The sequence below is a fragment of the Rhodocaloribacter litoris genome (genome assembly GCF_011682235.2).
Lineage (GTDB): Bacteria > Bacteroidota > Rhodothermia > Rhodothermales > ISCAR-4553 > Rhodocaloribacter > Rhodocaloribacter litoris.
The window spans coordinates 1,991,449-2,017,767 of record NZ_CP076718.1 but is presented as its reverse complement, the minus strand read 5'-3'; the positions used below and the strand labels follow the sequence as shown (position 1 = coordinate 2,017,767).

The window sequence follows — 26,319 nt, the reverse complement described above, 5'->3', positions numbered from 1 at the left end:
TTGCGGTTTGCGGGTGGAAAAAACGGTCCCGGTGCGGTCAATGGGTCAGGGCATACATGACGAAGTTGATCCCCATCTGGAAGCTGATCGTCGAGGCCTGGTCGAAGTTCTGCTCCGGCCATTCCCAGCCGTCGCCGATGTCCTGGTTGCGGTTGGCCAGGGCCACCATGCGCCCCTCGTCGTCGAAGAGGGCCAGGTAGCGGTCTTCGTACTTCGAGAAGCCGCCGCTGACGAGCGAGGGGGCCTCGACGGGGTCGATGTCGAAGTAGATCCGCCAGACGGGGTGTTCGGGCGGGAGCTCGATGAAGTCGCGGTCGGGGTAGACGCGCTTCATCTGCCGGACCAGGTTGATCCATTCGTACTCGCCCCGGAAGTCGTCGAAGAGGATGAAGCCGCCCCGGTCGAGGTACTGGCGCAGGCGGGCGGCCTGTTCGTCCGTCATCTCCCAGTAGCCGGGTTCGCACAGGTAGAGCACCGGATACTCGAAGAGGCGGGGGTCGTCGAGGGTGAGCACGAGCGGCGGGCCTTCGAGGTAGATCCGGGTGGTGCGGTTGAGGGCTTCGTAGAAGTTGAGCTCGGCCGTCGGGTAGTCGTGGGCCCAGGCGGCCCCGCCGAAGCGCCGTCCCTCGCCGCGCACGTCCTCGTACCGGATGCGGACGAACCGGAAGCCGTGGTCTCCCTGGGCCGCCGCCACGTTCGGTCCGAGCAGCAGCAACACGGCCAGAAGCCGCCACGCGGGATGGAGTTCTGGTTTCACGGTTCGGGTTGAGCAGGGGGAGGTTGCAGGTTCGGGTTTATGATCGTCACGGGTGCCTGGCCCATCCGGTCGGCGTGTGCACGCCGCGTTTCCATCCGTCGCTTTTGAACGTCGTCGTGTCTTCATGGCGACCGGGCTTCGCTTATCGCAGGGAGCGCCGGCGGGCGGCCAGGTAGTTGAACAGGGCGTAGTCGAGCGGCTGATCGGTCGTCAGCAGCGTGTAGTCGACGCCGAGGCGCGCGCAGCCGTGCCGGAGCCGGTCGAGGTAGGCGTGCAGGCGGGCGAGGTAGTCGGTTCTCGCTGCGTCCGCCTGCACCAGGCGTCGCTCGCCCGTCTCCAGGTCTTCGAACTCGACCAGGTCTCCGAAGGCGAAATCGACCTCGCGCGGGTCGAGGACGTGGAAGACGATGACCTCGTGCCCGTTGAACCGGAAGTGGCGGAGGCCGTCGAGGATCGTCTCCGGGGCGTCGAGCAGGTCGGAGACGAGCACCACGAAGCCGCGCCGGCGCCATCGCTCGGCGAGTTCGTGCAGGGGCTTGCCGAAGGCGCTCCGGGCGCCGGGGCCGGCCTGCTCGAGGTGACGGAGCAGGGCCCGCAGATGGCTCGTGGTGCTGCGCGGCGCCAGGCCGCCGACGACCCGTTCGTCGAACAGCGTCAGCCCCACGGCGTCGCGCTGCCGGATGACGAAATAGGCCAGCGAGGCGGCCAGCATGAAGGCGTAGTCGCGCTTGCGCACCGCCCCGGAGGCGTAGTCCATCGACGCGCTCACATCGACGGCCAGGTGCAGCCGTGTGTTCGTCTCGTCTTCGAACTCCTTCACGTAGTACCGGTCCGAGCGGGCAAAGAGCTTCCAGTCGATCCGCAACGGGTCGTCGCCGGGGATGTAGGGCCGGTATTCCATGAACTCGACCGAGAAGCCGCGGTACGGGCTCCGGTGCAGCCCGGCCACGAAGCCCTCGACCACCCCGCGCGCCAGCAGTTCCAGCCCGGCGATGCGTGCGAGCACCTCGGGCCGGAGAAAACGGGGCGCGTTCTGGGTGGGACGACGCATCGGGATTTCGGATTGCGGGGGAGGGCCGGGAATGGGGATCCGCCTGCCGGCCGCCTATTCCCGTTTCTCGGTGCCGGTTTTTTCGCCGGCTTCGACGCATTGGAGCAGCAGCCGCTGTGCGTCGCGGAAGCCGGGGGCGAGTTCGAGGGCCTGGAGGACGGTACGGCGGGCGGCATCGTGTTCGCGGTTCCGGTAGAGGGCTTCGGCCAACAGGTAGAGGGCCCGGGCCCGGTCCACGGGGTCGAGGGCGACGACGGCGCGCCGGGCGCGGACGGCGCGTTCCAGGTCGCCGGCTTCGGTGTAGAGCTCGGCCAGCGCCGCGTGTGTGGGGGCGTCGAGGGGTTCGACGTCGAGGGTGCGCTCGAGGTAGCGGCGGGCGGCCTCCGTGCGGCCGGCGGCGCGGTGGAGGGCAGCCAGTTCGCGGGCTTCGGCCGCGCCGGCGTCGCTCACGTCGAGGAAGCGGGTGAGGATGTCGACGAGGGCGGCGGTGTCGGCCCGGGCGCGGTAGACGGCGGCGAGTCCGTGGTAGGGGCTGGCGTCGCGGGCGTAGTCCGGGTAGAGGGTCAGGGCCTGCCGGAAGCGGGTTTCGGCCTCGTCGAGGCGCCCGGTTCGCAGGGCGTCGTGGCCGGCCCGGAGGGCCCGGAAGAAGGGGTTGTCCGGCGCGCCGGCAAAGTCGGGGGCCGTCGCATCGCCGGGCAGGGTCTCGAGCAGGGCCGCCAGGCGGGACCGCTCCCGGCGCAGGTGCGCACGGAAGGCGGCGTCGAGGGCGTCGAGCGGCTGCCCGGTGGCGGCCCGGACGGCCTCGTCCATGGACCGCCCCGCTCCCAGGTCCTGCAGGATGGCGGCCACGGCTTCGAAGCCGTGGTGCTCGACGAGGAAGCCGACGACCTGCCCGGCATGGTAGTAGCTGAGCATGACCTGCCCCGGGAAGGTGGGACGGGTGAACCCCCGGTCGATCTCGTGTAGCGACAGGAGCTGCCCCCGGTCGAAGGCGGCCAGCAGTTCGAGGTCCATGTCGCGGCCCCAGGCCGGGCGGAAGCGCTGTTCCTCGTAGACCGACAGGCCTTCGGTGAACCAGCGCGGCACGCGGTGCTTCGAGGCGCCGATGGAGAAGGTGTGGGCGAGCTCGTGCCGGAGCGTCCGGGCCCAGTTGTAGGCTTCCCCGGCTCGGGCACGGGGCGAGTCCATCGCCACGATGTCGCCGAAGCTGACCCCGAGCAGCCCGGCGTGCGGCAGCCCGGCCACGCGCACGGCAAAGTCGCTGTGCTCGTCGTAGAGTTCGAGGACGATCTTGCCCGGCGGGCGGTAGGGGTAGCGGGCGACCAGGTCGGCGAAGGCGGCCTCGGCCTGTTCGAGCACCAGCGGGCCGAGGACCCCGGCATCGTTTCGGTGGAGGAGCAGGGTGAAGTGGGGGCTTTCGAGGCGCGTGAAGTGCTCGTCCACCATGTCGAGCATCGTCAGCGTGTTGGCGACGAACAGGTTGAACGGGTCGCGTTCGTAGGCGATCTCGAGGTGGCGACGGGCTTCGTGGAAGGAGCCGGTGCGCAGGAGCGCGGTGCCGAGCATGGCGTGGGTCGCCGCGTCGTCCGGTGCCACCGTCACGGCCCGGCGGGCGAAGGCGGCGGCATCGTCGTAGCGGAAGCGGAGCTCGGCGTCGCGGGCGAGGGTCAGGTAGAAGGGAGCAGGAGCCGGATGGGTGACCCGTGCCGCTGTGGCCGCGAAGGCCGCCGAGTCGCCCCGGAGGTAGTACGTGGCGGCCAGGTGGCCGAGGGCCGTCAGGTCGTGGGGGTTGACGGCGAGCGCCTCACGGGCCCGGGCGGCGGCCGCGTCGTCGTCGCCGTCGAGCAGGTGCAGGCCGGCAAGCAGGCTCAGGGCCTCCACGTGGCGCGGGTTCGCGGCGAGCGCCTTCCGGGCGAGGGCCTCCTGCCGGTCGAAGGCGTCGAAGGTGCGGGCATAGCCGGTGAGCAGGTCGGCGTCCTGCGGGCGGAGGGCCAGCGCTTCCTCGTACGTCCGCCGGGCGTCGGCCGGGTTGTATTTTTCCCGGAAGAGATCGGCCCACCAGCCCAGGAGGGCGGCGTGCTTCGGGTCGATGCGGTAGGCGGTACGGAAGGCTTCGTTGGCGTCGCGGAAGGCACCGAGGCGGGCGGCGGCCCGGCCGGCCTGGGCCAGGTCATCGGCCGTGTGCAGGGCGTTCTCTTCAAAGCGGCGGTAGACGGCCGCATACAGCCGCAGGGCTTCCCGGCGGCGCCCGGTGCGCTCGAGCAGGAGCCCCAGCTCGACCGTGTTCCGCCAGAAGTCGGGCCTGCGCCCGAGTGCCTCGCGGAAGGCTTGCTCGGCCTCGTCGTAGCGACCGAGCATGGCCAGCAGCCGTCCCCTGGCGTGCAGCAGGTAGGGGTCGCGCTCCCGTCGCTGGAGATAGGCCTCGACGGCCCGGAGGCCTTCCTCGTAGGCCCCCGTCTTGAGGAACGTCTCGGCGAAGGCGGGGGCGTGTTCGGTGGCGCCGTCGTCGAGGTGACGGGCGAGCAGGGTGCGTGCCGCCGCGTAGTCACCGGCCTGCAGCGCCGCACCGGCCGGGTCCGGTTCCTGGGCCGGGGCGGGGACCACGACGAGCATCAGGCAGGCGGCAAGAACGAGCAGGCGACACCTTCTCATGGGAGACCGGGCAGGGTGAGCGAAGGCCGTGGCGGCCGGGCACGGAACCGGCGGCGTTCTCCGGCTAACGAACGTAAACGCCGGGAGTTGCGGGGATCCTTTCCCGGCGAGGGCGCAGGACGCCGCCGGAAGGTTTTCCCCTGACCCTATCAGAACGGAGTACGGCTTCGTCCGTTTCAAGAGGGAACCCTTCTGAAAAAGCACTGATCCCAGGGAGCAGACGCCATGACGAACGATCGGAAGAGACCCGTCGATGAGGGGAACGGGGGAGCGCAGGACCCGCTCACCCGGGATCCCGTGGAGGAAGCCTGCGCGGAGTCGTTTCCCGCGAGCGATCCGCCGGCGTGGACCACCGGGTCCGAGGATCCGGTACCCGCCGGCGCGGCGCCGACCGTACCCGCTCCGGAAAGCACCGCCGATCCGGTTCAGACGGCGGGAGAAGGCTCTTTTCCGGCCAGCGATGCCCCTCCCTGGCCGTCCGGTGTCCGCTCGTCGCGCCGGCCTTCGGACGACGAGACGCCGGCCCCGATCGATCCGGTCGACGAGGCCGGTGAAGAGTCGTTTCCCGCAAGTGATCCGCCGGGGTGGACCGGCTCCACCGCGATGCCCGACGAGGAGCACGGCCGGTGAGGCCGCGCCGGTGGCTTCCTCGCGTTTCGACCGTCTTTTGTCCCCCTGTCTTCATCGATTCGGCGTCATCATGCGCCTCGCCTTACGGTCTCTGCCGGTTTTCATGCTTCTGTGCATGGGCGTCGCCGCGGCTGCGCTTGCGCAGGATCTGGCGGTGCCGGTCACCGGGAACGTCATCGACCCGGAGCGCCTGGTCCGGGTCGATTCGGTGCTCGAGCGGTACGTGCGTGAGGGCCGGGTGGCCGGGGCGGTGGGGCTGGTGCTGCACGACGGCGAGGTCGTCTACGAGCGGGCCGTGGGCTGGGCCGACCGTGAGGCGGGGCGTCCGATGACGACGGACACCATCTTCCGCATCGCCTCGCAGACCAAGGCCCTCACCAGTACGGCCATCCTGATGCTGGTGGAGGAAGGCCGGATCAACCTCGAGGATCCGGTGAGCCGCTGGATGCCGACGTTCGAGCGGACGATGGTCGCCGTCCGCTCGGATACGGGCCTGGTGCTGGAGCCGGCGCGCCGGGCCATCACCATCCGGGACCTGCTCACCCACACGGCCGGCATCTCCTACGGCGGCGAGCCGTGGGTGGCGGCGCGCTACCGGGCGCAGGGCCTGGGCTACGGAGAAGCCTACGGCTGGTACACGGCCCACCTGGACGAACCCATCTGTGAGACGATGGACCGGCTCGGCACGCTGCCGTTCGTCGAACAGCCGGGGGTCCGCTGGGTCTACGGCTACGCCACCGACATCCTGGGGTGCGTCGTCGAGCGCGTCAGCGGCCGCCCCCTCGATGCCTTCTTCCGGGAACGCCTGACCGGACCGCTGGGCATGACCGACACGTATTTCTACCTCCCCCCCGCGCAACGGGATCGCCTGGCGGCCGTGTACACACCGGGCGACGACGGGCGGGTGGTGCGGGCGCCGGACGGCCCGCGCGGCCAGGGCGATTACGTCGACGGGCCGCGCCGCAGCTTCTCCGGGGGCGCCGGCCTCCTCTCGACGGCGCGCGACTATGCCCGTTTCCTGGAGATGATCCGCAACGGCGGCATCCTGGACGGCGTGCGTATCCTGGCCCCGCATACCGTCGCGGTCATGACGTCCAACCAGGTCGGCACCCGCTACAGCGAGGACGGGCTGGGCTTCGGCCTCGGGTTCCAGACGACGGACCGGCTCGGGGCGAACGGCTTCAGCTCGGTGGGGACGTTCGGCTGGAGCGGGGCGTATGGATCCGCTTACGAGGTCGACCCGAAGGAACGGCTGGTGCTGGTGTTGATGATCCAGGTGGTCCCCTACTACGGGAGCGGCCTCCGCGAGGCGTTCAAGGCCGCCGTCTACCAGGCCCTCGTCCCGCCGCCCGTGGAGTGACCCGGCCGGGCAGGGCGCCCACCGCCGCGAGGTTCAGCGCTGCGTGCGGCTGTCGATGGTGCAGACGGTGTGGATGCCGCCGCGCACGTTGTAGTCGGTCGTGAGCACCAGGTAGGCGGGATCCTCGAGGTGGCGCATCAGGTCCTCGTACATGATTGCCGTGATGTCCTCCTGGGCCGCCCCGATGTTACGCCAGGAGATAAGGTAGTATTTCAGGCTTTTCAGCTCCAGGATCCAGCTTCCCGGCACGTATTCGATGCGGACGGTGCCGTAGTCCGGCAGGCCGGAGAAGGGGCAAAGGGCGGAGAACTCGCCGGGTGCCGTCTCGTAGACGACCACCTGCCGGGCGGTGTGCTCGTAGGGCAGGCGGTGGATCTCCTGCCGGCGCGTCTCGGGCGGCAGAAACAGCCCGAAGCGGCCTTCGGGGCGGATGCCGTGGCGTGCCATGTGTTCGAGCGAGCGGCGCGTGTATTCGAGCGCCTGCGCCTGGAGCGCTTCGAGGGCTTCCTGCAGCGCGTGGTCCGTCGTGCCCATGGATCTTTTGGCCTGCGATGGTCGGTACAAACCGGGCCTCTAACCCGTCCCGGTCCCCGAAGTTCGGGGGTGCCGCGATGGCCGGTTTCTTCTCCTGCCGATTCTCGTTATGTCCGAAACCCTGAAACGCCCGGCCCTGGTGCTGTTCTCCGGCGGCCAGGACTCGACCACCTGCCTGTTCTGGGCCCAAAAGCATTTTGCCCGCGTCGAAACCCTGGGGTTCGACTACGGGCAACGGCACCGCGTCGAGCTGGAGCAGGCCCGCCTCATCGCCGAACGGGCGGGGGTGCCGTTCACGGTGGTCGACCTGCGGGGCATGCTTCACGGCTCGGCGCTGACCGAACACGAGAAAGACGTCTCGGCCCGGCACGAGCGCAACCCGGACCTGCCGGCCTCTTTCGTACCCGGGCGCAACGCCGTCTTCCTCTCCGTCGCCGCCGCACACGCCTACAACCGGGGTATCCGCGACCTCGTCGGCGGCATGTGCCAGACCGACTACGCCGGCTATCCGGATTGCCGCCGCGCCTTCATCGACGCCATGGAGACGGCCCTCGCCCGCGCCCTCGACGTCGACCTGCGCATCCATACCCCGCTGATGTATCTGACGAAGGCGGAGACGTGGAAGCTGGCCGCCGACCTGGGCGTGCTCGACATCGTCCGCGACCTCTCGCATACGGACTACCACGGCGACCGGACCACCTACAACGAATGGGGCTACGGACGCCTCGACAACCCGGCCTCCATCCTCCGTGCAAAGGGCTACGAAGAAGCGAAGGCGAAGGGGTGGATCTGACGGGGTGCGTGCAGCTACCGCCGGACCGCGCTCGCCGGGTGCACCTTGCGGGGGGGCGTGCGCGGGAGGGGGGTATCGTGCCATGCGGTCGTTTAAGCGGCGTCGCCGGGGGTCGATATTTTCCATAAAGCCGCCTGATTTTGAAAAAGTTATGGCGTCACCTGATAAGATAGCATCGACCACCGGGGTCACGTGGGTGCCGGCCGAGCCCGACCGCCGGCAGCGCGAGCGTCCGCCGCGTCGCGAGCCCCGCAGGCGCCGGCGGGTTCCGAAGGAGACGCCGGAGCCCGTCACCTATCGTCCCGGCGGCCGGTTGTCTCCCGCGTTGCCCGGCCCGAAGCATATCGACATCGTGGTGTGAAGCAGGGCGGCTTTTCCGGCAGGTCGTTCGGGGGTGCGGCGGGCAGGGGGGCGCGGGCAGGCCTTGCCGCATGAATCCTTCCTGCCCGGCGTACGTTAATCCCCCACTTTTCTTCTCCTTCCCGCGCTTCCGATGGACGAGCATCACCCCGACGCCCGGTCCCCACGGGCCGGTGAGACCGGTATATCCCGGGTGTCCGGCGAAGGGGACACGTCCGATGCCGCCGGGCCGGAACGCCGTGTTTCCCGGGCGCGTCGTCTCGCTTCCCGCTTCCGTGCCGGCAGGGCTTCGGAGCAGCGGGGGCTCGGGACGTTTCAGGGGGTTTTCCGGCCCACGGTGCTGACGATCCTCGGCGTGATCATGTATCTACGCGAGGGGTGGGTCGTCGGGCAGGCCGGTCTGGGGGGAGCCGTGCTGATCATTCTGCTGACGTTTCTCATCACCGGTACGGCGGCTCTTTCGCTCTCGTCCATCACGACCAACATCCGCATGGGGGCCGGCGGGGTTTTCTACATCATCAGCCAGTCGCTCGGGCTCGAGCCGGGGGGCAGCATCGGCATTCCGCTCTATCTCGGCCAGGCCCTCTCGGCGGCGCTCTACATTTACGGCTTCAGCGAGGCCTGGCTGTACCTTTTTCCCGATCACCCGCAGTTGCTGGTGGCCTATGGCGTCTTTGCGGTGGTTTTCACGGCGACCCTCATCTCGACACGGCTGGCCTTCCGGCTGCAGGGGCTGGTGATGTTCGTCATCCTGGTTTCGCTCGGCTCCATCGTCCTGGGGCTGACAGGTATCGGGCGGCAGGAGCCCCTGCACAACCCGCAGCTCTGGGGTCCTTTCGATGCCGGGGGGTTCTGGGTGCTCTTTGCGATCTTCTTTCCGGCCGGAACCGGCATCAAGGTGGGGGCCAGCATGTCGGGGGCGCTGGCCGATCCGCGGCGAAGCATTCCGCGCGGGACCCTGGCCGCCGTGGGCACGGCGCTCGTGGTTTACCTGTTCATGGCCCTCTGGTACAGCCTGGTCGCGACGCCCGAGGAGCTCCGGAGCAACTACCTGGTCGTCGTCGAGCGGGCGGCCCGGGGGGAGCTCGTGCTGGCGGGGATCCTGGCGTCCACCTTCACCGCGACGCTCAGTTCGCTCGTGGCGGCGCCCCGCGTCCTGCACGCGCTGGGCGAACAGGGGATCATCCCCCGGCGGGATTTCTTCGGCCGGCTGACCCCCGGCGGCGAGCCGCGCAACGCCGCGCTCGTGACGGGGGGGCTCGTCGGCCTGGCGCTGCTGCTCGGCAGCCTGGACCGGATTGCGGTCTTGATCACGATGTTCTACCTGCTGACCTATCTGACGATCGATCTGGTCATCCTCGTCGAGCAGGGGCTCGGCATGATCTCGTTCCGGCCCCTGTTTCGCATCCCGCTCTGGGTGCCGATGCTCGGGATCGCCGCCTGCCTGCTGGCCATCTTCGTCATCAGTCCCGCGTTTGCCCTCATCGCCCTCACCCTGGTGGCCGGCATCTACGTCTACCTGACCAACCGGAAGCTCCAGACGCCGTGGCAGACCGTCCGGAGCAGCATCTTCGTCTCGCTGGCGGACTGGGCGGCCAAGCGCATCGCCCGCACGCCCGAAGAGGCCAACGAGCGTTCCTGGAAGCCGGACCTGCTGGTGCCGGTGACCTCGCGCAGCCAGCTCGACGGTACCTTCCGCTTCCTGCGTGTGCTCACCGAGCCCAAGGGCTCGCTCAAGATCGTGGGCGTCCGCTGCCTGGAGGAGGCACCCGAAACGTTGCCTGCCGCCCGGACGCCGGAAAGCTCCCCGGGCACGCCCGCCGGAACCACCCGGCCGGACGATCTCGATACGCTGCCCGAGGTGGCCCGGATGTTTCAACAGGAGGGGGTCTATGCGACGGCAACGGTGATCGAAGCCCCGTCGCTGGCCAAAGGGGTGCAGATGAGCGCGGCCGTCCTGCGGGGCAGCTACTTCCGTCCCAACGTGCTTTTTGGACTGGCCCACCTCTACGCCCCCCCGACGTTGCAGCACTTCGTCGACACGGCGGCGGCGCACCAGATGGGCGTGGCCCTGCTCTACCTGCACCCGGAGGCCGGCCTGGGCTACGAGCACCGCCTCAACGTCTGGGTGCGGGACCAGAGCCCGACCTGGCAGCTCGGGTTACGGCTGGCCAACCTAGATCTGACGGTGCTGCTGGCCTATCAGATCTTCCGAAACTGGCGGGGGCGCGAGTTGCGCCTGCTCACCGTCTGCGAGGACCCGCAGGAGGTGCCGAATGCCCGGGCCTATCTGCGGCGGCTCGTCGAGGATGCCCGCCTGCCGCCGGGGGCCGTATGCCGGGTGTACACCGGCCGGTTTCTGGAACGGCTGGCCGAAGCACCCCGCGCCGATGTACAACTCCTCGGGCTGCCGCGCGAGGTCGATCCCGCCTTTCTGAAGACGGTCGTGTTCCGCACGCGCAGCTCCTGCCTGTTCGTGCGCGATTCGGGCCGCGAAAGTGCGCTGGCCTGACCGGGATGATGGATTCCGGCCGCAAAGAACGCTATTATGTTGTAAGGTCAAAGGATTTAGCGGTGTCGCGGTGCTGCGTTTCCAGTCCCTGAACCCGAACGAACCATGTCGGAGCAGTTACAGGATGCGTCGCGGTCGGTGGCGGACCGCCTGCGGGTCGTCTCCGCAGCGGCGGCCGGTGTGATCGGTGCCCGCTCGCGGGAGGCCCTGCGGTCCGTGCTGGAGGAGGCCTGCCGCCAGGTGCTTCCGTCCGACGCGTTCATGCTCCTGGGCTACGACGCCGCCACGCACACCTTTCAGGATTTTGCCGGCCGCGATGCGACGCCGGCAGCCGGTACACCGGGGGAACGCGTGGTGCACGAGCGCCGGTCCGTGCTGGTGCACCGGACGGACGATGCCGGAGCGCCGGACGGCCCGCTCTCCGGCATCGGTTACCCGTTCGGTTCGGCCATCCACACGCCGGTTCTGGCCGGGGACGAAGTACTGGGCGTCCTCGCCGTTCACAGCTTCACCCCCGACCGGTACACGGACGCGGACGTGGGGGTGGTGGAGGTGCTTGCTTCGCTGGCGGCCACCGCGCTCGTGAACATGCGCCTGGCGGAGTCACGGCAGGAGGCCATGGAGGCGCTGCGCGAACGCGAGCGGCAGCTCAGCGAAGCCGAACGCCTGGCACGCCTCGGTAGCTGGCGCTGGACTATCGGCAGCGACCACGTCATCTGGTCGGACGAGCTCTTTCGCATCTACGGCTTGCCGCCGAACAAAGGGCGGATCGCCTTCTCGGTGTTCATTGCTCACCTGCATCCGGAAGACCGGGCCCGGGTGCTCGCCCGGATCGAGGAAGCACGGCGCGGCGGCAAGCCCTACGACTTCCTGCACCGGATCGTCCGCCCGGACGGGACGGTCCGGGTGCTGCATGCCCGCGGGGCGGTGGTCCACGGCCCCGACGGTCGCCCCCACCAGATGATCGGCACGGGACAGGACGTGACCGACCTGACGGCGGCCGAGGCGGCCCTGCGGGCCAGCGAGGAGAGCTACCGCACGATCTTTGAGCTGGCCAGCGACGCCATCTTCGTCCACGACCTGGAAACCGGGGCGATCCTTGACGCCAACCGCAAGGCCTGTGAGTTGCACGGCTGTACCCTCGACGAATTGAAGGCGCTCGGCGTCGGCGGGATCAGCGACGGCCGCCCGCCCTTCGATGCCGGGCATGCCTGGGACCGCATCCGGCGTGCCGCCGGGGGCGAGCCGCAGCGCTTCGAGTGGCTCGTCCGGCGCAAGACGGACGAACGCTTCTGGGTGGAGGTGAGCCTGCACCGGGTGCGCATCCGGGGCGAAGACCGGATCCTGGCCAGCGTTCGCAACATCGACGAGCGCAAGCAGGCCGAGGCGGCGCTGAAACGGGCCTACGAGGAACTCGAACAACGCGTCGCGGCCCGCACCGCCGAGCTGGCCGAGCGAACGGCAGCCCTGGAACAGGCCGAGCAGCGCTTCCGTGCCATCGTCGAGGCCAGTCCCACGCCGCTGCTGCTGAGCCGGCTCGACGACGGGGTCATCCTCTATGCCAACGACCGGCTCGAAACGCTCATCGGGGCGGAACCCGGCAGTCTGGTGGGCAAGAAGACACCGGACTTCTACACCGACCCGGCCGACCGCCCGCGCGTGCTCGAGACCGTGCGCCGGCAGGGGTACGTGCGCGACCTGGAACTGTGCATCAGGCGGGCCGACGGCTCCCCCTGCTGGGTTTCCCTCTCGGCGCAGCGCCTCGTCTTCGACGGCGCCCCGACGGTGGCGACCGCGCTCATCGACATCACCGAACGCAAACAGGCCGAGGCCGCCCTGCGTGCCAGTGAGGCGAGCTACCGTAGCCTCTTCGACAACCTGACCGAACTCGTCTACGTTCAGGACCTCGACGGTCGCTTCCTGAACGTGAACGAAGCCGTCGTGCAGGCCTACGGGTATCGACGCGACGAGATCATCGGCCAGACGCCTGCCCTCCTGGCCGCTTCCGATCGCGTGGACGTCGAGGAGACGATGCGATGCTTCCGCCTGGCCGTCGCGGGTGAGCCCCAGCGCTTCGACTGGTGGGGACGCCGCAAGGACGGCAGTTGCTTCCCGAAAACGGCAGTTGCTTCCCGAAAGAGGTGGTGCTCCAGCGCTCGACCTACTTCGGCCAGGACGTGGTCATCGCCGTCGCCCGCGACATCTCGGATCGGGTGGAGGCCGAAGCCGCGCTGCGGCGCAGCGAAGAGCACTTCCGGCGGCTCATCGAGAATGCCTCGGACCTGATCTCCATCCTGGATGCCGGGGGCGTCGTCCGCTATCAGAGTCCGGCCGTCACCCGGATGCTGGGGTATCTCCCGGAAGAGATGATCGGCCAGAATGTCTTCGACTACCTCTCCCCGGACGAAGAGCCCGCCACCCGGACCCTTTTCCAGCAGGTGCTCACACGGCCGGGGGTACCGGTCACCGCTGAATTTCGGTTCCGGCACCAGGACGGCTCCTGGCGCATCATCGAATCCGTCGGTACGGCGCTCTTGGCGGACGCGCCCGGCGAGGGGATGGTCGTCAACTCCCGGGACGTCACCGAGCGCAAGCGGGCCGAGGCCACGCTGCGCCTGCAGAAGACGCTGCTCGAAGCGCAGGGCGAGGCTTCCATCGACGGCATCCTGGTGGTTTCCGACCAGGGACGGATCCTCTCGTACAACCAGCGCTTCGTCGAGATGTGGGGGCTGTCGCCGGACGTTATGACCACCCGCTCGGACGAAGCGGCGATTGCGGCCGTGCTGGATCAACTCCAGGATCCGGAGACGTTCCGGGCCCGGGTCGAACACCTGTACCGGCACCCCGGGGAAAAAGCCCGGGACGAGATCCTCCTGCGTGACGGGCGGGTCTTCGACCGCTACACGGCCCCCGTCGTCAGCAGCGAGGGCGACCACTACGGGCGCATCTGGTTCTTCCGCGACGTGACCGAACAGAAGCGGCATGCCGAGGAACTGGAGCAGGCCCGGCAGGAGGCCGAGCAGGCGCGGGTCCGGGCCAGCCACTATGCCCGGAGCCTGGAGCGCGAGCTCGAGTTCGGGCGCCGGATCCAGCGGAGCCTGCTACCGGCCGACTTGCCGCAGCCGCCGGGCTGGGAACTCGCCGTTCGCTTCCATCCCGTCTGGCGCGTGGCCGGCGATTTTTACGACGCCTTCGAGCTGCCAAACGGCCACCTCGCGTTCCTCATCGCGGACGTCTCCGGCAAGGGCGTGGGCGCGGCGCTTTTCATGGCCCTTTTCCAGAGCCTGCTCCGGGCGGCCGCCGAACGAGCCGGGGACGCCGCCCGGTCCGACGAGGCCGTCCTGACCGAGGTGTTTACCTCCACCAACGGTTACATCACCCGTGTCCACAAGAAAGCCCACATGTTCGCCTCGGTCTTCTTCGGGGTGCTTGACTCCGTTTCCGGTGTGTTGCAGTACGTCAATGCCGGGCACGAGCCGCCCGTGGTGCTCGGGGCCGACGGGGGCCTCCGGCGCCTGGCGCCGACCGGCCCGGCGCTGGGCCTGATCGGCGGCGCCCCGTTCAACGTGGAGGGCACGATCCTGGCCGCCGGCGAGTCCGTCCTGGCCTATACGGACGGGGTTACGGAGGCCCGCAACGAGGCCCGGGACTTCTTCACGGAAGAGCGCCTGCTGGCGCTGCTCCTCCCGCCGGCTCCGGCCGCCGCCGGTCTGCTCGACCAGATCGAACGGGCCGTCCACGCGTTCGCCGGGCGGGCACCCCTCGCCGACGACCTGACGTTGCTGGCCCTGCGGCGTTGTTCCGCCTGAACCGCACCATGCCGTTTCCCGGCATCCCCCTTCCCCCCCCGAGCTTGGAAAAGAGACGGCCAGGGGCTATCATGCCGCCCGGCATGTGGCCTGCAGAAGAACCGTATCGATGGAGTCTGGATTGATCGATCTCCTCCGGGTGGGAGGGGCCGTGGTCTCGTTGCTGGGGCTGGCACGGGCGAACGCCGGTTCGCTCGCGGCACCGACCTACCGGGAACGCTACCGGCCCCAGTTCCATTTCTCCCCGGCCACGAACTGGATGAACGATCCCAACGGCCTCGTCTACTACGACGGCGAGTACCACCTTTTCTACCAGTACAATCCTTTCGGCCTCCAGTGGGGGCACCTGAGCTGGGGCCACGCCGTCAGCCCGGACCTGGTGCACTGGCACCACCTGCCCGTGGCCATCCCCGAAGCCGACGGCGTGATGGCCTTCTCGGGCAGCGCCGTCGTCGACCGGGAGAACACCAGCGGCTTCGGCCGCGACGGCAAGCCGCCGCTGGTGGCCATCTACACGGGACACCATCCGGCGCCGGACCCCGCCGCCGAACGACAGGCCCAGCACCTGGCCTACAGCACCGACCGGGGCCGCACCTGGGTTCCCTACGAGGACAATCCGATCCTCGACATCGGCACGGCCCATTTCCGGGATCCGAAGGTGTTCTGGTATGCGCCGGAAAAGAAGTGGGTGATGGTGGTGGCGCTCTCGCTGGAGCGCAAGGTGCACTTTTACGCCTCGCCGGACCTGAAGCGGTGGACGTTCCTGAGCGCCTTCGGGCCCGCCGGTGCCGTCGGCGGCTTCTGGGAATGCCCGGACCTTTTCGAACTGCCGGTCGATGGAGACCCGAACGACACCCGCTGGGTGTTGCAGGTGGATGTGGGAGACGGGGGCGTGGCTCAGGGCTCCGGCGCCCAGTATTTCGTCGGGCACTTCGACGGGACCACCTTCACCGTGGAAACCGGCGACCCGGCCGGGCCGCTGCCCCCCGGCTTCGAGGACCGCCTCCCTCCGGAGTGGGCCGCCGGGGAGGGCGGGCTCGCCTCCCGTAACGTGGTCTTCGGCTTCCTGGATCGCCACGTCGCCGGCACGGTCTCCGGCCGGGAAGGCATGACGGGCACCCTCGTCTCGCCCCCGTTCGAACTCACCCATGCCTACCTGAACTTCCTGCTCGCCGGCGGCCATCGCCATGATGAAACCCGCGTCGAACTGCTCGTCGACGACCGGGTCGTGCGGACGGCCCGGGGCACCGGAAGCGAGACCCCCGACTGGGTCTGCTGGGACGTGCGCGACCTCAGGGGCCGCACCGCCCGCCTCCGCCTCGTCGACCGGCCCGCCGGGCCCGGCGGGCGCATCCTCATCGATCACGTCGAGCGCAGCGATACGCCGGTGACGGCCTGGCCCGGACCGGTCCGATGGGTCGACTACGGCGCGGATTTCTACGCCGCCATCACCTGGGCCGGCCTGCCCGAGCACGACGGGCGGCGCATCTGGGTCGGGTGGATGAACAACTGGCATTATGCCCAGAACCTCCCGACGGAACCCTGGCGCGGGGCCCTGTCTCTGCCCCGCCGGCTCGGCCTGCGTACCCTCGACGGTGCAATCCGGCTCGTGCAGGAACCCGTGGCCGAACTCGCCCGCCTGCGCGGGCCGCGCCGCCACCTCACGGATCGCTCCCTGCCCCCGGGACGCACCCCGCTCGACGCCCACGGCATCGCCGGCGCCACGCTCGAGCTCCTCGCCACCTTCGATCCCGGGCAGGCCCGCGAAGTCGGACTGCTGGTGCGCGTGGGCGAGGACGAGGAAACACGCATCGGCTATGACGTGGCCGCGGCCGAAGTGTTCGTGGACCGGCGGCGTTCGGGGCAGGATGACTTTCATCCGGGCTTTGCCGCGCGTCATGCAGGACCGCTGCCGTTGCGGGAAGGGCACCTCCGGCTGCACATCTTCGTGGACTGGTCGTCGGTCGAAGTGTTGGCCGGCGAAGGGGAGACGGTGCTGACGGAGCGGATTTTCCCGTCTCCGGAGAGTACGGGGGTGGCCCTGTATGCATCGGGGGGACCGGCGCATCTGGTGTCGCTGGAGGTGTGGCCGCTGGCCTCGATCTGGGAAGAGGCCGGGCCGGAGACGCCCGGCAGCCCGTGACGCGCCGCCCGCTTTCGCTTTCTTTAACCGGAGGGAACCATGCCATCGCGCCGGACGGTCTTCTTCAGCACCATCGTGGCGGCCCTGGGCGGGCTGCTCTTCGGCTTCGACACCGCCGTCATCTCCGGCACCACCGAGGCGCGCTCGAACGGGTCTTCGACCTCGACGGGTTCTGGCTCGGCTTCACCGTGGCGGTGGCCCTGATCGGCACCATCGTCGGGGCTTTCGCCGCCGGCCGGCCGGCCGACCGCTTCGGCCGCCGGCGGGTGCTTTTCGTGCTGGCGGCCCTCTACTTCGTCTCGGCCGTCGGCAGCGCGCTGGCGCAGACCTGGTTCACATTCCTCTTCTATCGCTTCCTGGGGGGGCTGGCCGTCGGCGGGTCCTCGGTCGTTGCCCCGATGTACATCGCCGAGATCGCCCCGGCGCACCTGCGGGGGCGGCTCGTGGCCGTCAACCAGCTCAACGTGGTCACGGGGATCCTGCTGGCTTTCTTCTCCAACTACGTCATCGCGCAGCTCCTCGACCCCGGTGTGGCGTGGCGATGGATGCTCGGCGTGGAGGCCTTTCCGGCGGCTTTCTTCTTCGTCCTGCTCTTCTTCATCCCGTTCAGCCCGCGCTGGCTGGTCCGGCAGGGGCGGGTGGACGAGGCCCGGGCCGTGCTGGAGCGACTGGGCGAGCCGGACGTCGAGCGCGAGATGGCCGAGATCGTGACCTCGCTCAAGGAGGAGACCGGCCGGCAGGAGGCCCGGCTCTTCCAGCGCCGCTATGCCTTCCCGATCTTTCTGGCCTGGGCCATTGCCATGTTCAACCAGCTCTCGGGCATCAACGCGCTCATGTACTACGCGCCTCGCATCTTTCGGATGGCCGGGGCGGCGGCCGACGATGCACTGCTGCAGGCCGTGGCCGTGGGGGGGACGAACCTGCTCTTCACCATCGTGGCCCTGTTCATCATCGACCGGTTCGGCCGGCGGCCGCTGATGCTCGCCGGCTCGGTGGGCACGGCGGCCTGCCTGGCCCTGGTGGCCTGGGCTTTTCATACCGGCGGCGCCATGGGCACGCCGGTCCTGGCCGGGCTGCTCGGCTTCATCGCCTTTTTCGCTTTTTCCCAGGGGGCGGTCATCTGGGTCTACATCTCGGAGGTTTTTCCGAACCGGGTGCGCTCGAAGGGGCAGTCGCTGGGGAGTTTCACCCACTGGTTCATGGCCGCGGCGGTGTCGTGGACGTTCCCGGTGGTGGCCGAGGCCTCCGGCGCCCTGGCCTTCGCCTTCTTCAGCGCGATGATGGTGTTGCAGTTCTTCTTTGCCTGGAAGGTGATGCCGGAGACGAAAGGGCTCTCGCTCGAGGCGCTGGAGGTCCGGCTGGGGGCCGGCACGGCCGAACTGGAGGCGCTGGAACGGCAGTTGCACGATACGCGGGCACGCCCGTAGCGAGCACCCCGCAGAGGGGGCGGCTAGGCGGGCACGGCCACCTTCCCGGCCACGGCTTCGATCTCTTCGAGGAAACGGGCTTCGGCCTCGGCCACCCAGGGGCGGAAGTGCGGGGCGACGCGCCGGTAGTGCGGGAGGAAGTCGAGGAGCCGGTCCAGGTCGAAGTGGGGGCTGTAGCGGCCGGCTCCCGCCGCCTCGGCGTCGCGTGCGTTGCAGTACTGTTCGAAGTGTCCTTCGACGGGAACCATGAGCACCGGCTTGCCCAGGTACATCGCCTCGCAGACGGATTCGAACCCGGCGGTACAGACCAGTCCCCGGCACCGGGCCATCAGGGCGAGGAATTTTTCGTCGTCGAGCCGGTGGAAGGTGAGGGTGTCGTCGTAATGCAGCACCTCGTCCGCGTCCGGCCGGTCCCAGAAGCAGTGCAGTCGCACGTCCTTGCGCCGTTCGTGCCAGCGGACGATGGCCTCGGCGTAGCCGCTGTTGAGGACGTAGATCAGGAAAAAGGGTTCTTCGAGGCCGTCGGGTTGCCGGAAGAGTTCGGGTCGTAGCAGCGGCGGCATGACTTTCAGGCGCCGGGCCGGCAGGTCTTCGGCGGGATAGAAGGAGAGGGCCAGCCGGCGGGCCGCCCCGGCGGCGGTCAGGTCCGTATAGTGCCGGGCCAGGGACCGTTGCACCGCCCGCCCCGGCGGGAACGGGTAGGCGGGGTGATGGAACATGTACTGGTGCCCGATGCACACCACCGGCACGCCCGGGCGATACAGCCGGGTGTAGAGGGCGACGAGCGGCTCGAAGAAGTTGAGGATCACGTCGGGGCGAAGCCGTTGCACCGTACGGTGGATGTGCTCCAGGCCGGCGCGAAAGCCCGGCAGGCGGCACAGGTTCTGCCACACGGTTGCCCCCGTTCGGATGCCGCGTCGGTGTGCATCGAAGGCGAAGTTGGGGCTGTCGAAGCAGGAGACCGGTGCGTCGATCTTGTCCAGGAAGAACCGGGGCAGGGTGCGCTGGGCGTTGCGCCCGACGAGGACGCCGCCGACGGTGTGCCCGGCCTTGCGGAGCAGGGCGCGCAGGGCCAGCGCCTGCGTCAGGTGTCCCCGCCCTTCGCCCTGTACGACGAAAAGACAGTTGAGGGAATCCATGCCGGCTTGTGTGGGGATCAGACGGACGGTGTTACGCAGGATGGGGGCGCGGTTCCGCCGGGTTCGGGTGCGGGTGCAGCGTGAGGTGACTTTCGTCCTCGACGAAGCCGTCGCCGCCGGGGGGCCTCCGGCGGGGCGGATACCCGACGAGGGCCCAGGGGATGATCTCCAGGCGCCCGTCCAGGTGTTCGACCAGCGCCGTGCAACTCTCGACCCAGTCGCCGCAGTTGGCGTAGAGCACCGGGCCGATGCGTCGCTGTTCGGCGTGGTGGATGTGCCCGCAGACGACGCCGTCGACGTCCCAGCGGGCGGCCTCCTCGGCCACGACCCGTTCGAAGCGGGCCACGAACTGGACGGCCCGTTTGGCTTTCAGCTTCAGGTAGGCCGCGAGCGACCAGTAGGGCAGGTTCAGCCGGCGGCGTGCGTGGTTGAACCAGCGGTTCAGCTTGAGGATCACGAGATAGGCCCAGGCGCCCAGCAGCGAGAGCCAGCGCGCATGCCGGATGACGCCGTCGAACTCGTCCCCGTGGAGCACCAGCAATTGCCGCCCGTCGGCGGTGGTGTGCACGGCCCGGGGCTTCACCACGATGTCCCCGAACTTCAGGTGCAGGAAGTGGCGGGCGAACTCGTCGTGGTTGCCCGGGATGTAGGTGACCTGGGTGCCTTTGCGGGCTTTTCGCAACAGCTTTTGCACGACGTCGTTGTGCAGCTGAGGCCAGTACCAGGAGCGGCGCAGGGCCCAGCCGTCGAAAATGTCGCCGACGAGGAAGAGGTAGTCCGACTCGGTCCGGCGCAGGAAGTCGAGCAGGAACTCGGCCTTGCATTCCCGGGTGCCCAGGTGGAAGTCGGAGAGCCAGATGGTGCGGTACCGGTAGGGGCTTTCCATGACAACACACGTGTGCCCTTCAAAAGACGATGCAAGCTAGGAGCCGGGTGTTAGGGAGGCATTACGGAGGGGTTAAGGGATCATTGGGGATGCGTGTCCGGCCATGCCGGAACGTTTCAGGCCGGGCGGCGCCCGAAACCTTTTCCCGAAAGCCGCTGTTCCAACAGCCTTTGAAACCGCTCCGTCCTCTTTGAGGCGTGTTGCCTTGTGCCGTCGCGTTCCTCGAATCCGTATCTGATCCTCTTCGCCCTCTGGCTGATGGTCTTTTCGGCCAGCAGCCAGGTGATCATCGTCTCACCCATCTTGCCCCGTATCGGTGAGGCGCTCGGGATCCCGGAGGTGTTGCAGGGCTGGTTGATCAYCTCGTATGCCGTCTTCTGCTYGRWRWMWWWGCGCTGATCACGGGGCCGATCTCGGACAAGGTGGGGCGGCGGCGTATCCTGCTGGTGGGGTGCGGTTCGATGGCCGGGGCGCTGTTTTTGCACGGCATTGCGGACAGCTTCGCCGCGCTGGTGACCGTGCGGGCCGTGGCCGGTGCCGCCGGGGGCATGCTCAGCGGTGCGGCCGTCGCCTACGTGGGGGACTACTTTCCCTATGAACGGCGGGGCTGGGCCAACGGCTGGGTCATGAGCGGCATTGCCTTCGGGCAGATCATCGGCATCCCCATCGGGACCCTGCTGGCCGACCTGTTCGGTTTCCGCTGGGCCTTTCTGATGTTTGCCTTCACCATGACGCTGGCCACGTTCCTGATCTGGCGCTTCGTGCCGCAGCCCGACGTGGCGCGCGATCTCGGGCCGCTTTCGATCCGGCGGGCCCTGGCCAACTACCGGGACCTGCTGCGCCGGCCCGTGGTGGTGGCGGTCTCGGCCGTCTACTTCCTGATGTTTTTCAGCATCGGGCTCTACGTCATCTACCTGCCGACGTGGCTCGAACGGGCGCTGAACGTGCCGGGGACGGCCATTGCGTCCCTCTTCCTCGTCGGTGGCATCGCCAACGTGCTGACCGGTCCCCTGGCCGGTTGGCTCTCGGACCTGCTCGGGCGCAAGCCGCTGATTGTCACCTCCTGCGCCGGGCTGGGGGTGGTCATGGTGGCGACGACGTACCTCGTCACGAGCATGTGGGTGGCCTACGTCCTGTTCGCCCTGGCGATGGTGATGGTGGCCATGCGGATCAGCCCGTTGCAGTCGCTCCTGACGGCGCTCGTTGGCGGGAACCGGCGCGGGGTGCTGATGAGCCTGGCCGTGGCCATCGGGCAGGTCGGCATCGGTCTCGGCGGGGCCGTGGCCGGCGTCGCGTATACGCGCTTCGGTTATGCCAGCAACACCTTCATTGCGGCCGTGGCGATCGGGTTGATGGCCGTGCTGGTGCAGCGCTTCCTGCCGGAGCCCCGGGCAGAGACGACGACCTCGACGCCGCCGGTCTGAAGGTCCCGGTGCCGGAAACAAATCCCGCCGTTGCGACCTGAACGGAGGACCGGCCGTCCCATCCATTCCGTGTGAGCCCGTTGCGTACACCCGTCCGAGAGCCGGAGGAGATCCGTCGCCCGCCGGTGGCGTTGTGGAAGGCGCTGCGGCGTATGCTGCGGCTGGCCCGCCCGTATCGTGCCCGCCTGCTGGCGGCCGTCCTGCTGACGGTGCTGGGCTCGCTCGTGTGGCTCGTCGTGCCGCTGGGCCTGCGGCAACTGCTCGACGCCGTCTTTCAGGAAGCCGACCGGCACATGCTGAACCTGCTGGCGCTGGGGCTGCTGGGGCTCTTTCTCGTTCAGGGCTTCTTCTCTTTCGCCGGCAACTACCTGCTCGGATGGACGGGCGAGCGGGTGGTGGCGGACCTGCGCCGACTCGTCTTCGAACACCTCAACCGCCTCGGCCTCCGGTTCTTCGCCAACCAGCGCACGGGCGACCTGACCTCCCGCCTGACCAACGACGTCGGTACCCTCAAGGACGCCGTCACGTATACGCTGGTCGACCTGCTGACCCAGTCGCTTTCCCTCGTCGGCTCGGTGGTGCTGATGGCGGTGCTCAACTGGCGGCTGACGGCCGTCGTCTTTCTGGTGGTGCCTGCCGTGACGGTGCTGGCCCGCTACTTCGGGCGGAGGATCCGGGCGATTGCACGGGACGTGCAGGATCGCCTCGCCGAGACGACGGCGCTCGCGGAAGAGTCCCTGCTGGCGATTCGCGTCGTCAAGGCGTTCGTGCGGGAGCCGTATGAGACGCGGCGCTACAACGAAGCCGTCGAAGACCTCTTCGCCTCCAGCCGGCATCGCGTGTGGATCACCGCGCTCTTCGGCACCCTCGCCGGCATCCTCTTTCTGTCGGCGCTGGTGGGCATCTTCTGGTACGGCGGCACCGAGGTGCTGGCCGGCCGGCTCACCGCGGGCGACCTGGTGGCGTTCATTTTCTATGCCTTCAACATCGCGCGGAGCGTCGGGGGCATGACGCGCCTCTACGGCGTCTTCAACAGCGCCGCCGGGGCCACGGAACGGCTCTTTCAGCTCCTCGACCAGACCCCCGAGCCGCTCGACGATCCGAAGGCCCGGCCGCTGCCGCCCGTCCGGGGCGCCGTACGCTTCGCCCGCGTCCGCTTCCGCTACGACGACGGCCCGTTCGTCCTCCACGACATCGACTTCGCCATCGAGCCGGGCCGGACCGTCGCGCTGGTGGGGCCGAGCGGGGCCGGCAAGACAACCCTGCTCAACCTCATCCCGCGCTTCTACGATCCTTCCGAAGGGCATATCTACCTCGACGGGTACGACCTGCGCACCGTACGCCTGCGATCGCTCCGGGAACAGATCGCCGTGGTGCCGCAGGAGGTGCACCTGTTCAACACGACCATCCGGCAGAACATCCGCTACGGGCGGCTGGAAGCCTCCGACGCCGAGGTGGAGGCGGCGGCACGGGCCGCCAACGCCCACGTGTTCATCGAGGGACTGCCGCAGGGGTACGAAACCCCGGTAGGGGAGCGCGGGATCAAGCTCAGCGGCGGCCAGCGCCAGCGCATCGCCATTGCCCGGGCCCTGCTCAAAGACGCCCGCATCCTGCTGCTGGACGAGGCCACCTCGTCGCTCGACTCGGCCTCGGAGGCCCTCGTGCAGGAAGCCCTCGAACGGCTCATGAAGGGGCGCACGACGTTCATCATCGCGCACCGGCTCGCCACCGTCCAGCACGCCGATTGCATCCTGGTGCTGGACCAGGGGCGCATCGTGGAGACCGGTACGCACGAGGAGCTGATCGCCCGGGACGGGCTCTATCGCCGCCTGGCCGCCATGCAGTTCCGCGAGGTCGTAACGCTCGAGTGATGCATGCCTGGCTCTTCGAACAAACGGCCGTGGCGCCGGGGATGGAGGCGCCTGCCGGTGACGGTGGTCTTCGCCGCACTGGCCGCGCTGGGCACGGCCGGGCTCGGCGGCGTGCTGGTGCTGGGCAAGCCGATGGCCGTCGTCTCACTCGGTCTCTGCGGGCTGATCGTGTGGGCGCTCGTCGTCAACGATGCCGGCGGGTTCTCGCGCTCGAAGCACCTGCGCCGCGCCCACGAGCCCCGGCATCATTTCAACGTGCTGGAGGTCGTCTTCCTCTTTGGCCTGGTGCTCCTGAACCTTCTGGTGGTGGCCTATGTCCTCGTGTCGCGTTGAAGGCTGGCCCTGCCTGCTGCAGCAGGGCTGTCAGCGTACCATGAAGACGGCATTGGCGAAGAGCAGCTTGCCGCCATACCAGAAGGCGCGGAAGAGGGGATCGTCGATCAGGTAGACGACCTGCCCGCGTCCCAGGGGCTGCACCCCGAAGACGAGCGTGTCCCGGAGGCGACGGCGGGCGCGGTACCCGGCGAAGCCCGTCACATGGGCGTCCGCCTCCAGGCGACCGACGTTCCAGCCGTCTCCCTGCTTGAAGAGGGTATAGGCCTCGGCGCCCCGCTTGAGGCTGTAATACGTCGTGTCATAGCCGAAGGCGAGGGGATGGGTGGGATCGAGCGTGACGCGGAAGATGGCGCCGGGCACGTCGTCCGAGAGGGCCGCGCGCTCCCGGTCGGCAAAGCGGCGCCGGGTCGTGTCGGCCGGCTCGGTGTTCTCGCCCTCCTCCCGCTTTTTCTGCCGGAGGGTGAAGCTGTCCTTGCCGGCGAAGAAGGCGGCCGCCCGTTCGAGCGCGATGAGCCGCCCGCCCCGGCGGATCCAGGCCCGCAGGTCGGCCAGGCGGCTTTCGGGAAGCACTTCGGTGTAGGTACCGGACGGCAGGATGAGCACGTCGTAGTCGTCCAGGTCGATGCCGGCGAAGTCGTCCGGGTCGATCAGGGTGACGGGGTAGCCGAGTTGCCGGTCGAAGAAGTGCCATACTTCGCCGACGGCGCCGGGGGAGAGGCCCGCGCCGGCGAGGACGGCCACGCGGGGCGGCTCGAGGTAGGCCACGTCCTCCGAGCCGAAGTCGGGGCCGCGGGCGACGAAGCCGGTGGCGACGGGGTGGAGCACCCGCCCGTGCGTCCGGGCCGCCTCCCGGACGGTGTCGTCGAAGCGGTCGCCCAGGGCCTCGTTGCCGCGCCGGGTCAGGATGAGGGTGCCGGGGTCGTAGGCGCGGCCGTCAATCTCGAAGGGCCGCATGGCATAGCGGGCGCGGACGCCGGCCCGGAGCACCTCGGCCAGGAACTGCGCGTCGGCGAAGCTCTTCCACGGCAGGAGGTAGGCGTAGGGGCGTTCGAGGGCGGCGGGCGCCGGCGGCGGCGCGGGCGGCGTGGCCGTGTCGGGTTCGAGGCGTTCGGTGAGGGCGAAGGCGGGGAGGCCGTAGGCGTAGGGGAGGGCCCAGGCCGTCACGTCGTACGTGAGCGAGTCGGCCAGCGCGGGGCGCGGCTCCAGCAGCACGCGGGCCAGCACGCCGCGGGGCTGGTAGGCGCTCACGACGAGGTCGCCCGGCCGGACGGTCACGGGGCCGGTCTGGCCGGTGGCGTAGTTGAAGCCCCGCCGCCGGTGCTCGCGCGTGGCGTAGCCGTAGGCGATGCCCTGCGCGTCGAGGTGCGCGGCCAGCGCGGCCAGCCGGTCCGGGGCGTCACCGGGGCGGACGACGTAGGCGGCATACGGTCCCTGCGGGCGGGTACGGGCCTGCACGTAGTAGTCGCGGAACGCCGCCAGCACGCGCGTCCGGTGCCGGGCCGTGGCCTCGACGGTCGAGAGGCCGGTGGTGTGGTGGTGGGCGATGCGCTCGGCCAGCGTGAGCGTGTCCCCCTCGGCGGTGCGGATGGCCAGGCCGGCGCGGCCGCTGCCGCCCTGCTCGTACGTCATCCCGACGGCGCCGTTGAACGTCGGCCAGGTGTCGCCATAGCCGGGGTAGAAGAGGTCGAAGACCTGCCGGGTGAAGTAGAGCCAGCCGCGCTCGTCGAAGTAGCGGGCGTGGTTCTGCCCGATGATCGTCTGCAGCTCGCGTTGCCAGGGCGTGATGGCGTCGTGGAACGGCTCGGCTGCCGGGGCGAAGTAGTAGGGCTCGTCGACGCCCTGCTCGTGGAAGTCGACGTGGACGTGGGGCAGCCAGCGCTGGTAGAGGGGCAGGCGGTGGCGCGTCTCCTGCTGCGTGGCCCAGGCCCAGTCGCGGTTCAGGTCGAAATAATAGTGGTTGGTGCGCCCGCCGGGCCAGGGTTCGTGATGCTCGCGGGCGTCCGGGTTCGGGTCGGGGAAGCGGCCGACGGTCTGGTTGTACCAGTGGACATAGCGGTCCCGCCCGTCGGGGTTGATGCACGGGTCGATGATGACGACGGTGCTGTCGAGCCAGGCCTGGGTGCGGGCGTCGTCCGGGTTGGCCAGGTCGTAGAGGGTCAGCAGGGCCGCCTCGGTGCTGACGGCCTCGTTGCCGTGCACGTTGTAGCTGAGCCAGACGAGGGCGGCCGTCGGGCCGTCCACCGCGCCTTCGGCCAGCCCGGCCAGGCGGAGGTTGTTCGTGCGGATCGCGTCGAGCCGGGCCAGGTAGTCGGGGCGGGCCACGTAGGCCACCAGCAGCGGCCGCCCCTCGTACGTCTCGCCGTAGTATTCGAGGCGGACGTTCGGCGAGGCGGCGGCCACGTGCTCGAAGTAGGCGACCACGCGGTGGTGCGGCGTGAAGCGCGTGCCGGGCTCGTAGCCGAGAAAGTCGGCCGGCGAGAGGAGGCGGTCCTGGCCGGGGGCGGGCAGGACCAGCAGACACAGGAAGGCAAGGGCGGAAAGGCGTCGCAGCGGCATGGCACGGACGGGTCAATGAAGGCGGGGCACGGGCCGCCGCGCCCGGCGGCCGCCGGAAAGGTACAGACGCGCCATGCCT

At 69.3% G+C, this 26,319-nt stretch carries 20 protein-coding genes and 1 pseudogene; 14 read left to right on the top strand and 7 right to left on the bottom strand.

Annotated elements, in window-relative coordinates; all coding sequences use genetic code 11:
• Positions 1-37 precede the first annotated feature (37 nt).
• The 3 genes from GQ464_RS08340 to GQ464_RS08330 all read right to left on the bottom strand — a co-directional run bounded on the left by GQ464_RS08340 (position 38) and on the right by GQ464_RS08330 (position 4,460).
• On the bottom strand, positions 38-757 hold the full coding sequence (locus GQ464_RS08340; protein ID WP_166978890.1) for a DUF4159 domain-containing protein: 720 nt from the start codon (positions 755-757) through the stop codon (positions 38-40).
• A gap of 142 nt (positions 758-899) precedes the next feature.
• On the bottom strand, positions 900-1,808 hold the full coding sequence (locus tag GQ464_RS08335; protein WP_166978889.1) for a DUF58 domain-containing protein: 909 nt from the start codon (positions 1,806-1,808) through the stop codon (positions 900-902).
• A 54-nt stretch (positions 1,809-1,862) separates the two neighbouring features.
• On the bottom strand, positions 1,863-4,460 hold the full coding sequence (locus tag GQ464_RS08330) for a tetratricopeptide repeat protein (protein ID WP_166978887.1): 2,598 nt from the start codon (positions 4,458-4,460) through the stop codon (positions 1,863-1,865).
• Between the two features lie 225 nt (positions 4,461-4,685).
• On the opposite strand from GQ464_RS08330, the gene GQ464_RS08325 reads away from it, so the two are divergent.
• Positions 4,686-5,090 carry a hypothetical protein gene (locus GQ464_RS08325; RefSeq protein ID WP_166978866.1) on the top strand — a complete coding sequence of 135 codons (405 nt, stop codon included), beginning with the start codon at positions 4,686-4,688 and terminating at the stop codon, positions 5,088-5,090.
• 70 nt (positions 5,091-5,160) lie between these two features.
• The gene (locus GQ464_RS08320; protein WP_166978885.1) at positions 5,161-6,450 is read left to right on the top strand and encodes a serine hydrolase domain-containing protein; all 1,290 of its coding nucleotides are present in this window, start codon (positions 5,161-5,163) and stop codon (positions 6,448-6,450) included.
• Between the two features lie 33 nt (positions 6,451-6,483).
• On the opposite strand, the gene queF is transcribed toward GQ464_RS08320, so the two are convergent.
• Positions 6,484-6,984 (bottom strand): preQ(1) synthase, encoded by a 501-nt coding sequence (gene queF / locus GQ464_RS08315; protein WP_166978883.1) that lies wholly within the window; start codon positions 6,982-6,984, stop codon positions 6,484-6,486.
• A gap of 109 nt (positions 6,985-7,093) precedes the next feature.
• Here queF and queC point away from each other — a divergent pair, with 109 nt between their 5' ends.
• From queC to GQ464_RS08270, 8 genes are all read left to right on the top strand, one after another.
• Entirely contained in the window at positions 7,094-7,777 is a 684-nt protein-coding gene (queC, locus tag GQ464_RS08310; RefSeq protein WP_166978881.1) for a 7-cyano-7-deazaguanine synthase QueC, read from the top strand.
• A gap of 151 nt (positions 7,778-7,928) precedes the next feature.
• Complete coding sequence (locus GQ464_RS08305) at positions 7,929-8,138, top strand: hypothetical protein (protein ID WP_166978879.1); 210 nt, start codon at positions 7,929-7,931, stop codon at positions 8,136-8,138.
• A 336-nt stretch (positions 8,139-8,474) separates the two neighbouring features.
• Positions 8,475-10,649, top strand: coding sequence for an amino acid permease (locus GQ464_RS08300; RefSeq protein WP_262899691.1), 2,175 nt, complete (start codon positions 8,475-8,477; stop codon positions 10,647-10,649).
• A gap of 105 nt (positions 10,650-10,754) precedes the next feature.
• Entirely contained in the window at positions 10,755-12,935 is a 2,181-nt protein-coding gene (locus GQ464_RS08295) for a PAS domain S-box protein (protein ID WP_228350724.1), read from the top strand.
• Entirely contained in the window at positions 12,827-14,458 is a 1,632-nt protein-coding gene (locus GQ464_RS08290) for a SpoIIE family protein phosphatase (RefSeq protein ID WP_341481829.1), read from the top strand. The genes GQ464_RS08295 and GQ464_RS08290 overlap by 109 nt, the downstream gene beginning before the upstream one ends.
• Positions 14,459-14,567: 109 nt before the next feature.
• Entirely contained in the window at positions 14,568-16,601 is a 2,034-nt protein-coding gene (locus GQ464_RS18855; RefSeq protein WP_166978873.1) for a glycoside hydrolase family 32 protein, read from the top strand.
• Between the two features lie 39 nt (positions 16,602-16,640).
• A complete protein-coding gene (locus GQ464_RS19010) occupies positions 16,641-16,805 on the top strand; it encodes a hypothetical protein (protein ID WP_228350723.1) in 165 nt (54 codons plus the stop codon).
• On the top strand, positions 16,790-18,028 hold the full coding sequence (locus GQ464_RS08270) for a sugar porter family MFS transporter (protein ID WP_228350722.1): 1,239 nt from the start codon (positions 16,790-16,792) through the stop codon (positions 18,026-18,028). The genes GQ464_RS19010 and GQ464_RS08270 overlap by 16 nt, the downstream gene beginning before the upstream one ends.
• Before the next feature lie 23 nt (positions 18,029-18,051).
• Here the strand turns inward: GQ464_RS08270 and GQ464_RS08265 are convergent, their stop codons facing one another.
• Together GQ464_RS08265 and GQ464_RS08260 are read right to left on the bottom strand one after the other, a co-directional pair.
• A complete protein-coding gene (locus tag GQ464_RS08265) occupies positions 18,052-19,167 on the bottom strand; it encodes a glycosyltransferase family protein (protein ID WP_166978871.1) in 1,116 nt (371 codons plus the stop codon).
• Positions 19,168-19,198: 31 nt separating this feature from the next.
• Positions 19,199-20,053, bottom strand: coding sequence for a UDP-2,3-diacylglucosamine diphosphatase (locus GQ464_RS08260; RefSeq protein WP_166978868.1), 855 nt, complete (start codon positions 20,051-20,053; stop codon positions 19,199-19,201).
• A gap of 207 nt (positions 20,054-20,260) precedes the next feature.
• Here GQ464_RS08260 and GQ464_RS08255 point away from each other — a divergent pair.
• The 4 genes and pseudogenes from GQ464_RS08255 to GQ464_RS08240 all read left to right on the top strand — a co-directional run bounded on the left by GQ464_RS08255 (position 20,261) and on the right by GQ464_RS08240 (position 23,681).
• Positions 20,261-20,452 (top strand): annotated as a pseudogene (locus tag GQ464_RS08255) (hypothetical protein).
• A 23-nt stretch (positions 20,453-20,475) separates the two neighbouring features.
• On the top strand, positions 20,476-21,477 hold the full coding sequence (locus tag GQ464_RS08250; protein WP_262899690.1) for an MFS transporter: 1,002 nt from the start codon (positions 20,476-20,478) through the stop codon (positions 21,475-21,477).
• 80 nt (positions 21,478-21,557) lie between these two features.
• Positions 21,558-23,348: an ABC transporter ATP-binding protein gene (locus GQ464_RS08245; RefSeq protein ID WP_228350721.1), complete on the top strand. Its 1,791-nt coding sequence runs from the start codon at positions 21,558-21,560 to the stop codon at positions 23,346-23,348.
• 3 nt (positions 23,349-23,351) lie between these two features.
• Positions 23,352-23,681 carry a hypothetical protein gene (locus tag GQ464_RS08240; protein ID WP_166980433.1) on the top strand — a complete coding sequence of 110 codons (330 nt, stop codon included), beginning with the start codon at positions 23,352-23,354 and terminating at the stop codon, positions 23,679-23,681.
• 30 nt (positions 23,682-23,711) lie between these two features.
• Here the strand turns inward: GQ464_RS08240 and GQ464_RS08235 are convergent, their stop codons facing one another.
• Positions 23,712-26,240, bottom strand: a complete 2,529-nt coding sequence (locus tag GQ464_RS08235) for a M14 family metallopeptidase (protein ID WP_166980435.1) — start codon at positions 26,238-26,240, stop codon at positions 23,712-23,714.
• Positions 26,241-26,319 lie beyond the last annotated feature (79 nt).

Excerpts from the sequence above, each read along its gene's own strand:
- GQ464_RS08335 (WP_166978889.1), bottom strand. The coding sequence starts at position 1,808 with ATGCGTCGTCCCACCCAGAACGCGCCCCGTTTTCTCCGGCCCGAGGTG.
- GQ464_RS08330 (WP_166978887.1), bottom strand. The coding sequence starts at position 4,460 with ATGAGAAGGTGTCGCCTGCTCGTTCTTGCCGCCTGCCTGATGCTCGTC.
- GQ464_RS08325 (WP_166978866.1), top strand. The coding sequence starts at position 4,686 with ATGACGAACGATCGGAAGAGACCCGTCGATGAGGGGAACGGGGGAGCG.
- GQ464_RS08320 (WP_166978885.1), top strand. The coding sequence starts at position 5,161 with ATGCGCCTCGCCTTACGGTCTCTGCCGGTTTTCATGCTTCTGTGCATG.
- queF (WP_166978883.1), bottom strand. The coding sequence starts at position 6,984 with ATGGGCACGACGGACCACGCGCTGCAGGAAGCCCTCGAAGCGCTCCAG.
- queC (WP_166978881.1), top strand. The coding sequence starts at position 7,094 with ATGTCCGAAACCCTGAAACGCCCGGCCCTGGTGCTGTTCTCCGGCGGC.
- GQ464_RS08305 (WP_166978879.1), top strand. The coding sequence starts at position 7,929 with ATGGCGTCACCTGATAAGATAGCATCGACCACCGGGGTCACGTGGGTG.
- GQ464_RS08295 (WP_228350724.1), top strand. The coding sequence starts at position 10,755 with ATGTCGGAGCAGTTACAGGATGCGTCGCGGTCGGTGGCGGACCGCCTG.
- GQ464_RS18855 (WP_166978873.1), top strand. The coding sequence starts at position 14,568 with ATGGAGTCTGGATTGATCGATCTCCTCCGGGTGGGAGGGGCCGTGGTC.
- GQ464_RS19010 (WP_228350723.1), top strand. The coding sequence starts at position 16,641 with ATGCCATCGCGCCGGACGGTCTTCTTCAGCACCATCGTGGCGGCCCTG.
- GQ464_RS08265 (WP_166978871.1), bottom strand. The coding sequence starts at position 19,167 with ATGGATTCCCTCAACTGTCTTTTCGTCGTACAGGGCGAAGGGCGGGGA.
- GQ464_RS08260 (WP_166978868.1), bottom strand. The coding sequence starts at position 20,053 with ATGGAAAGCCCCTACCGGTACCGCACCATCTGGCTCTCCGACTTCCAC.
- GQ464_RS08240 (WP_166980433.1), top strand. The coding sequence starts at position 23,352 with ATGCCTGGCTCTTCGAACAAACGGCCGTGGCGCCGGGGATGGAGGCGC.
- GQ464_RS08235 (WP_166980435.1), bottom strand. The coding sequence starts at position 26,240 with ATGCCGCTGCGACGCCTTTCCGCCCTTGCCTTCCTGTGTCTGCTGGTC.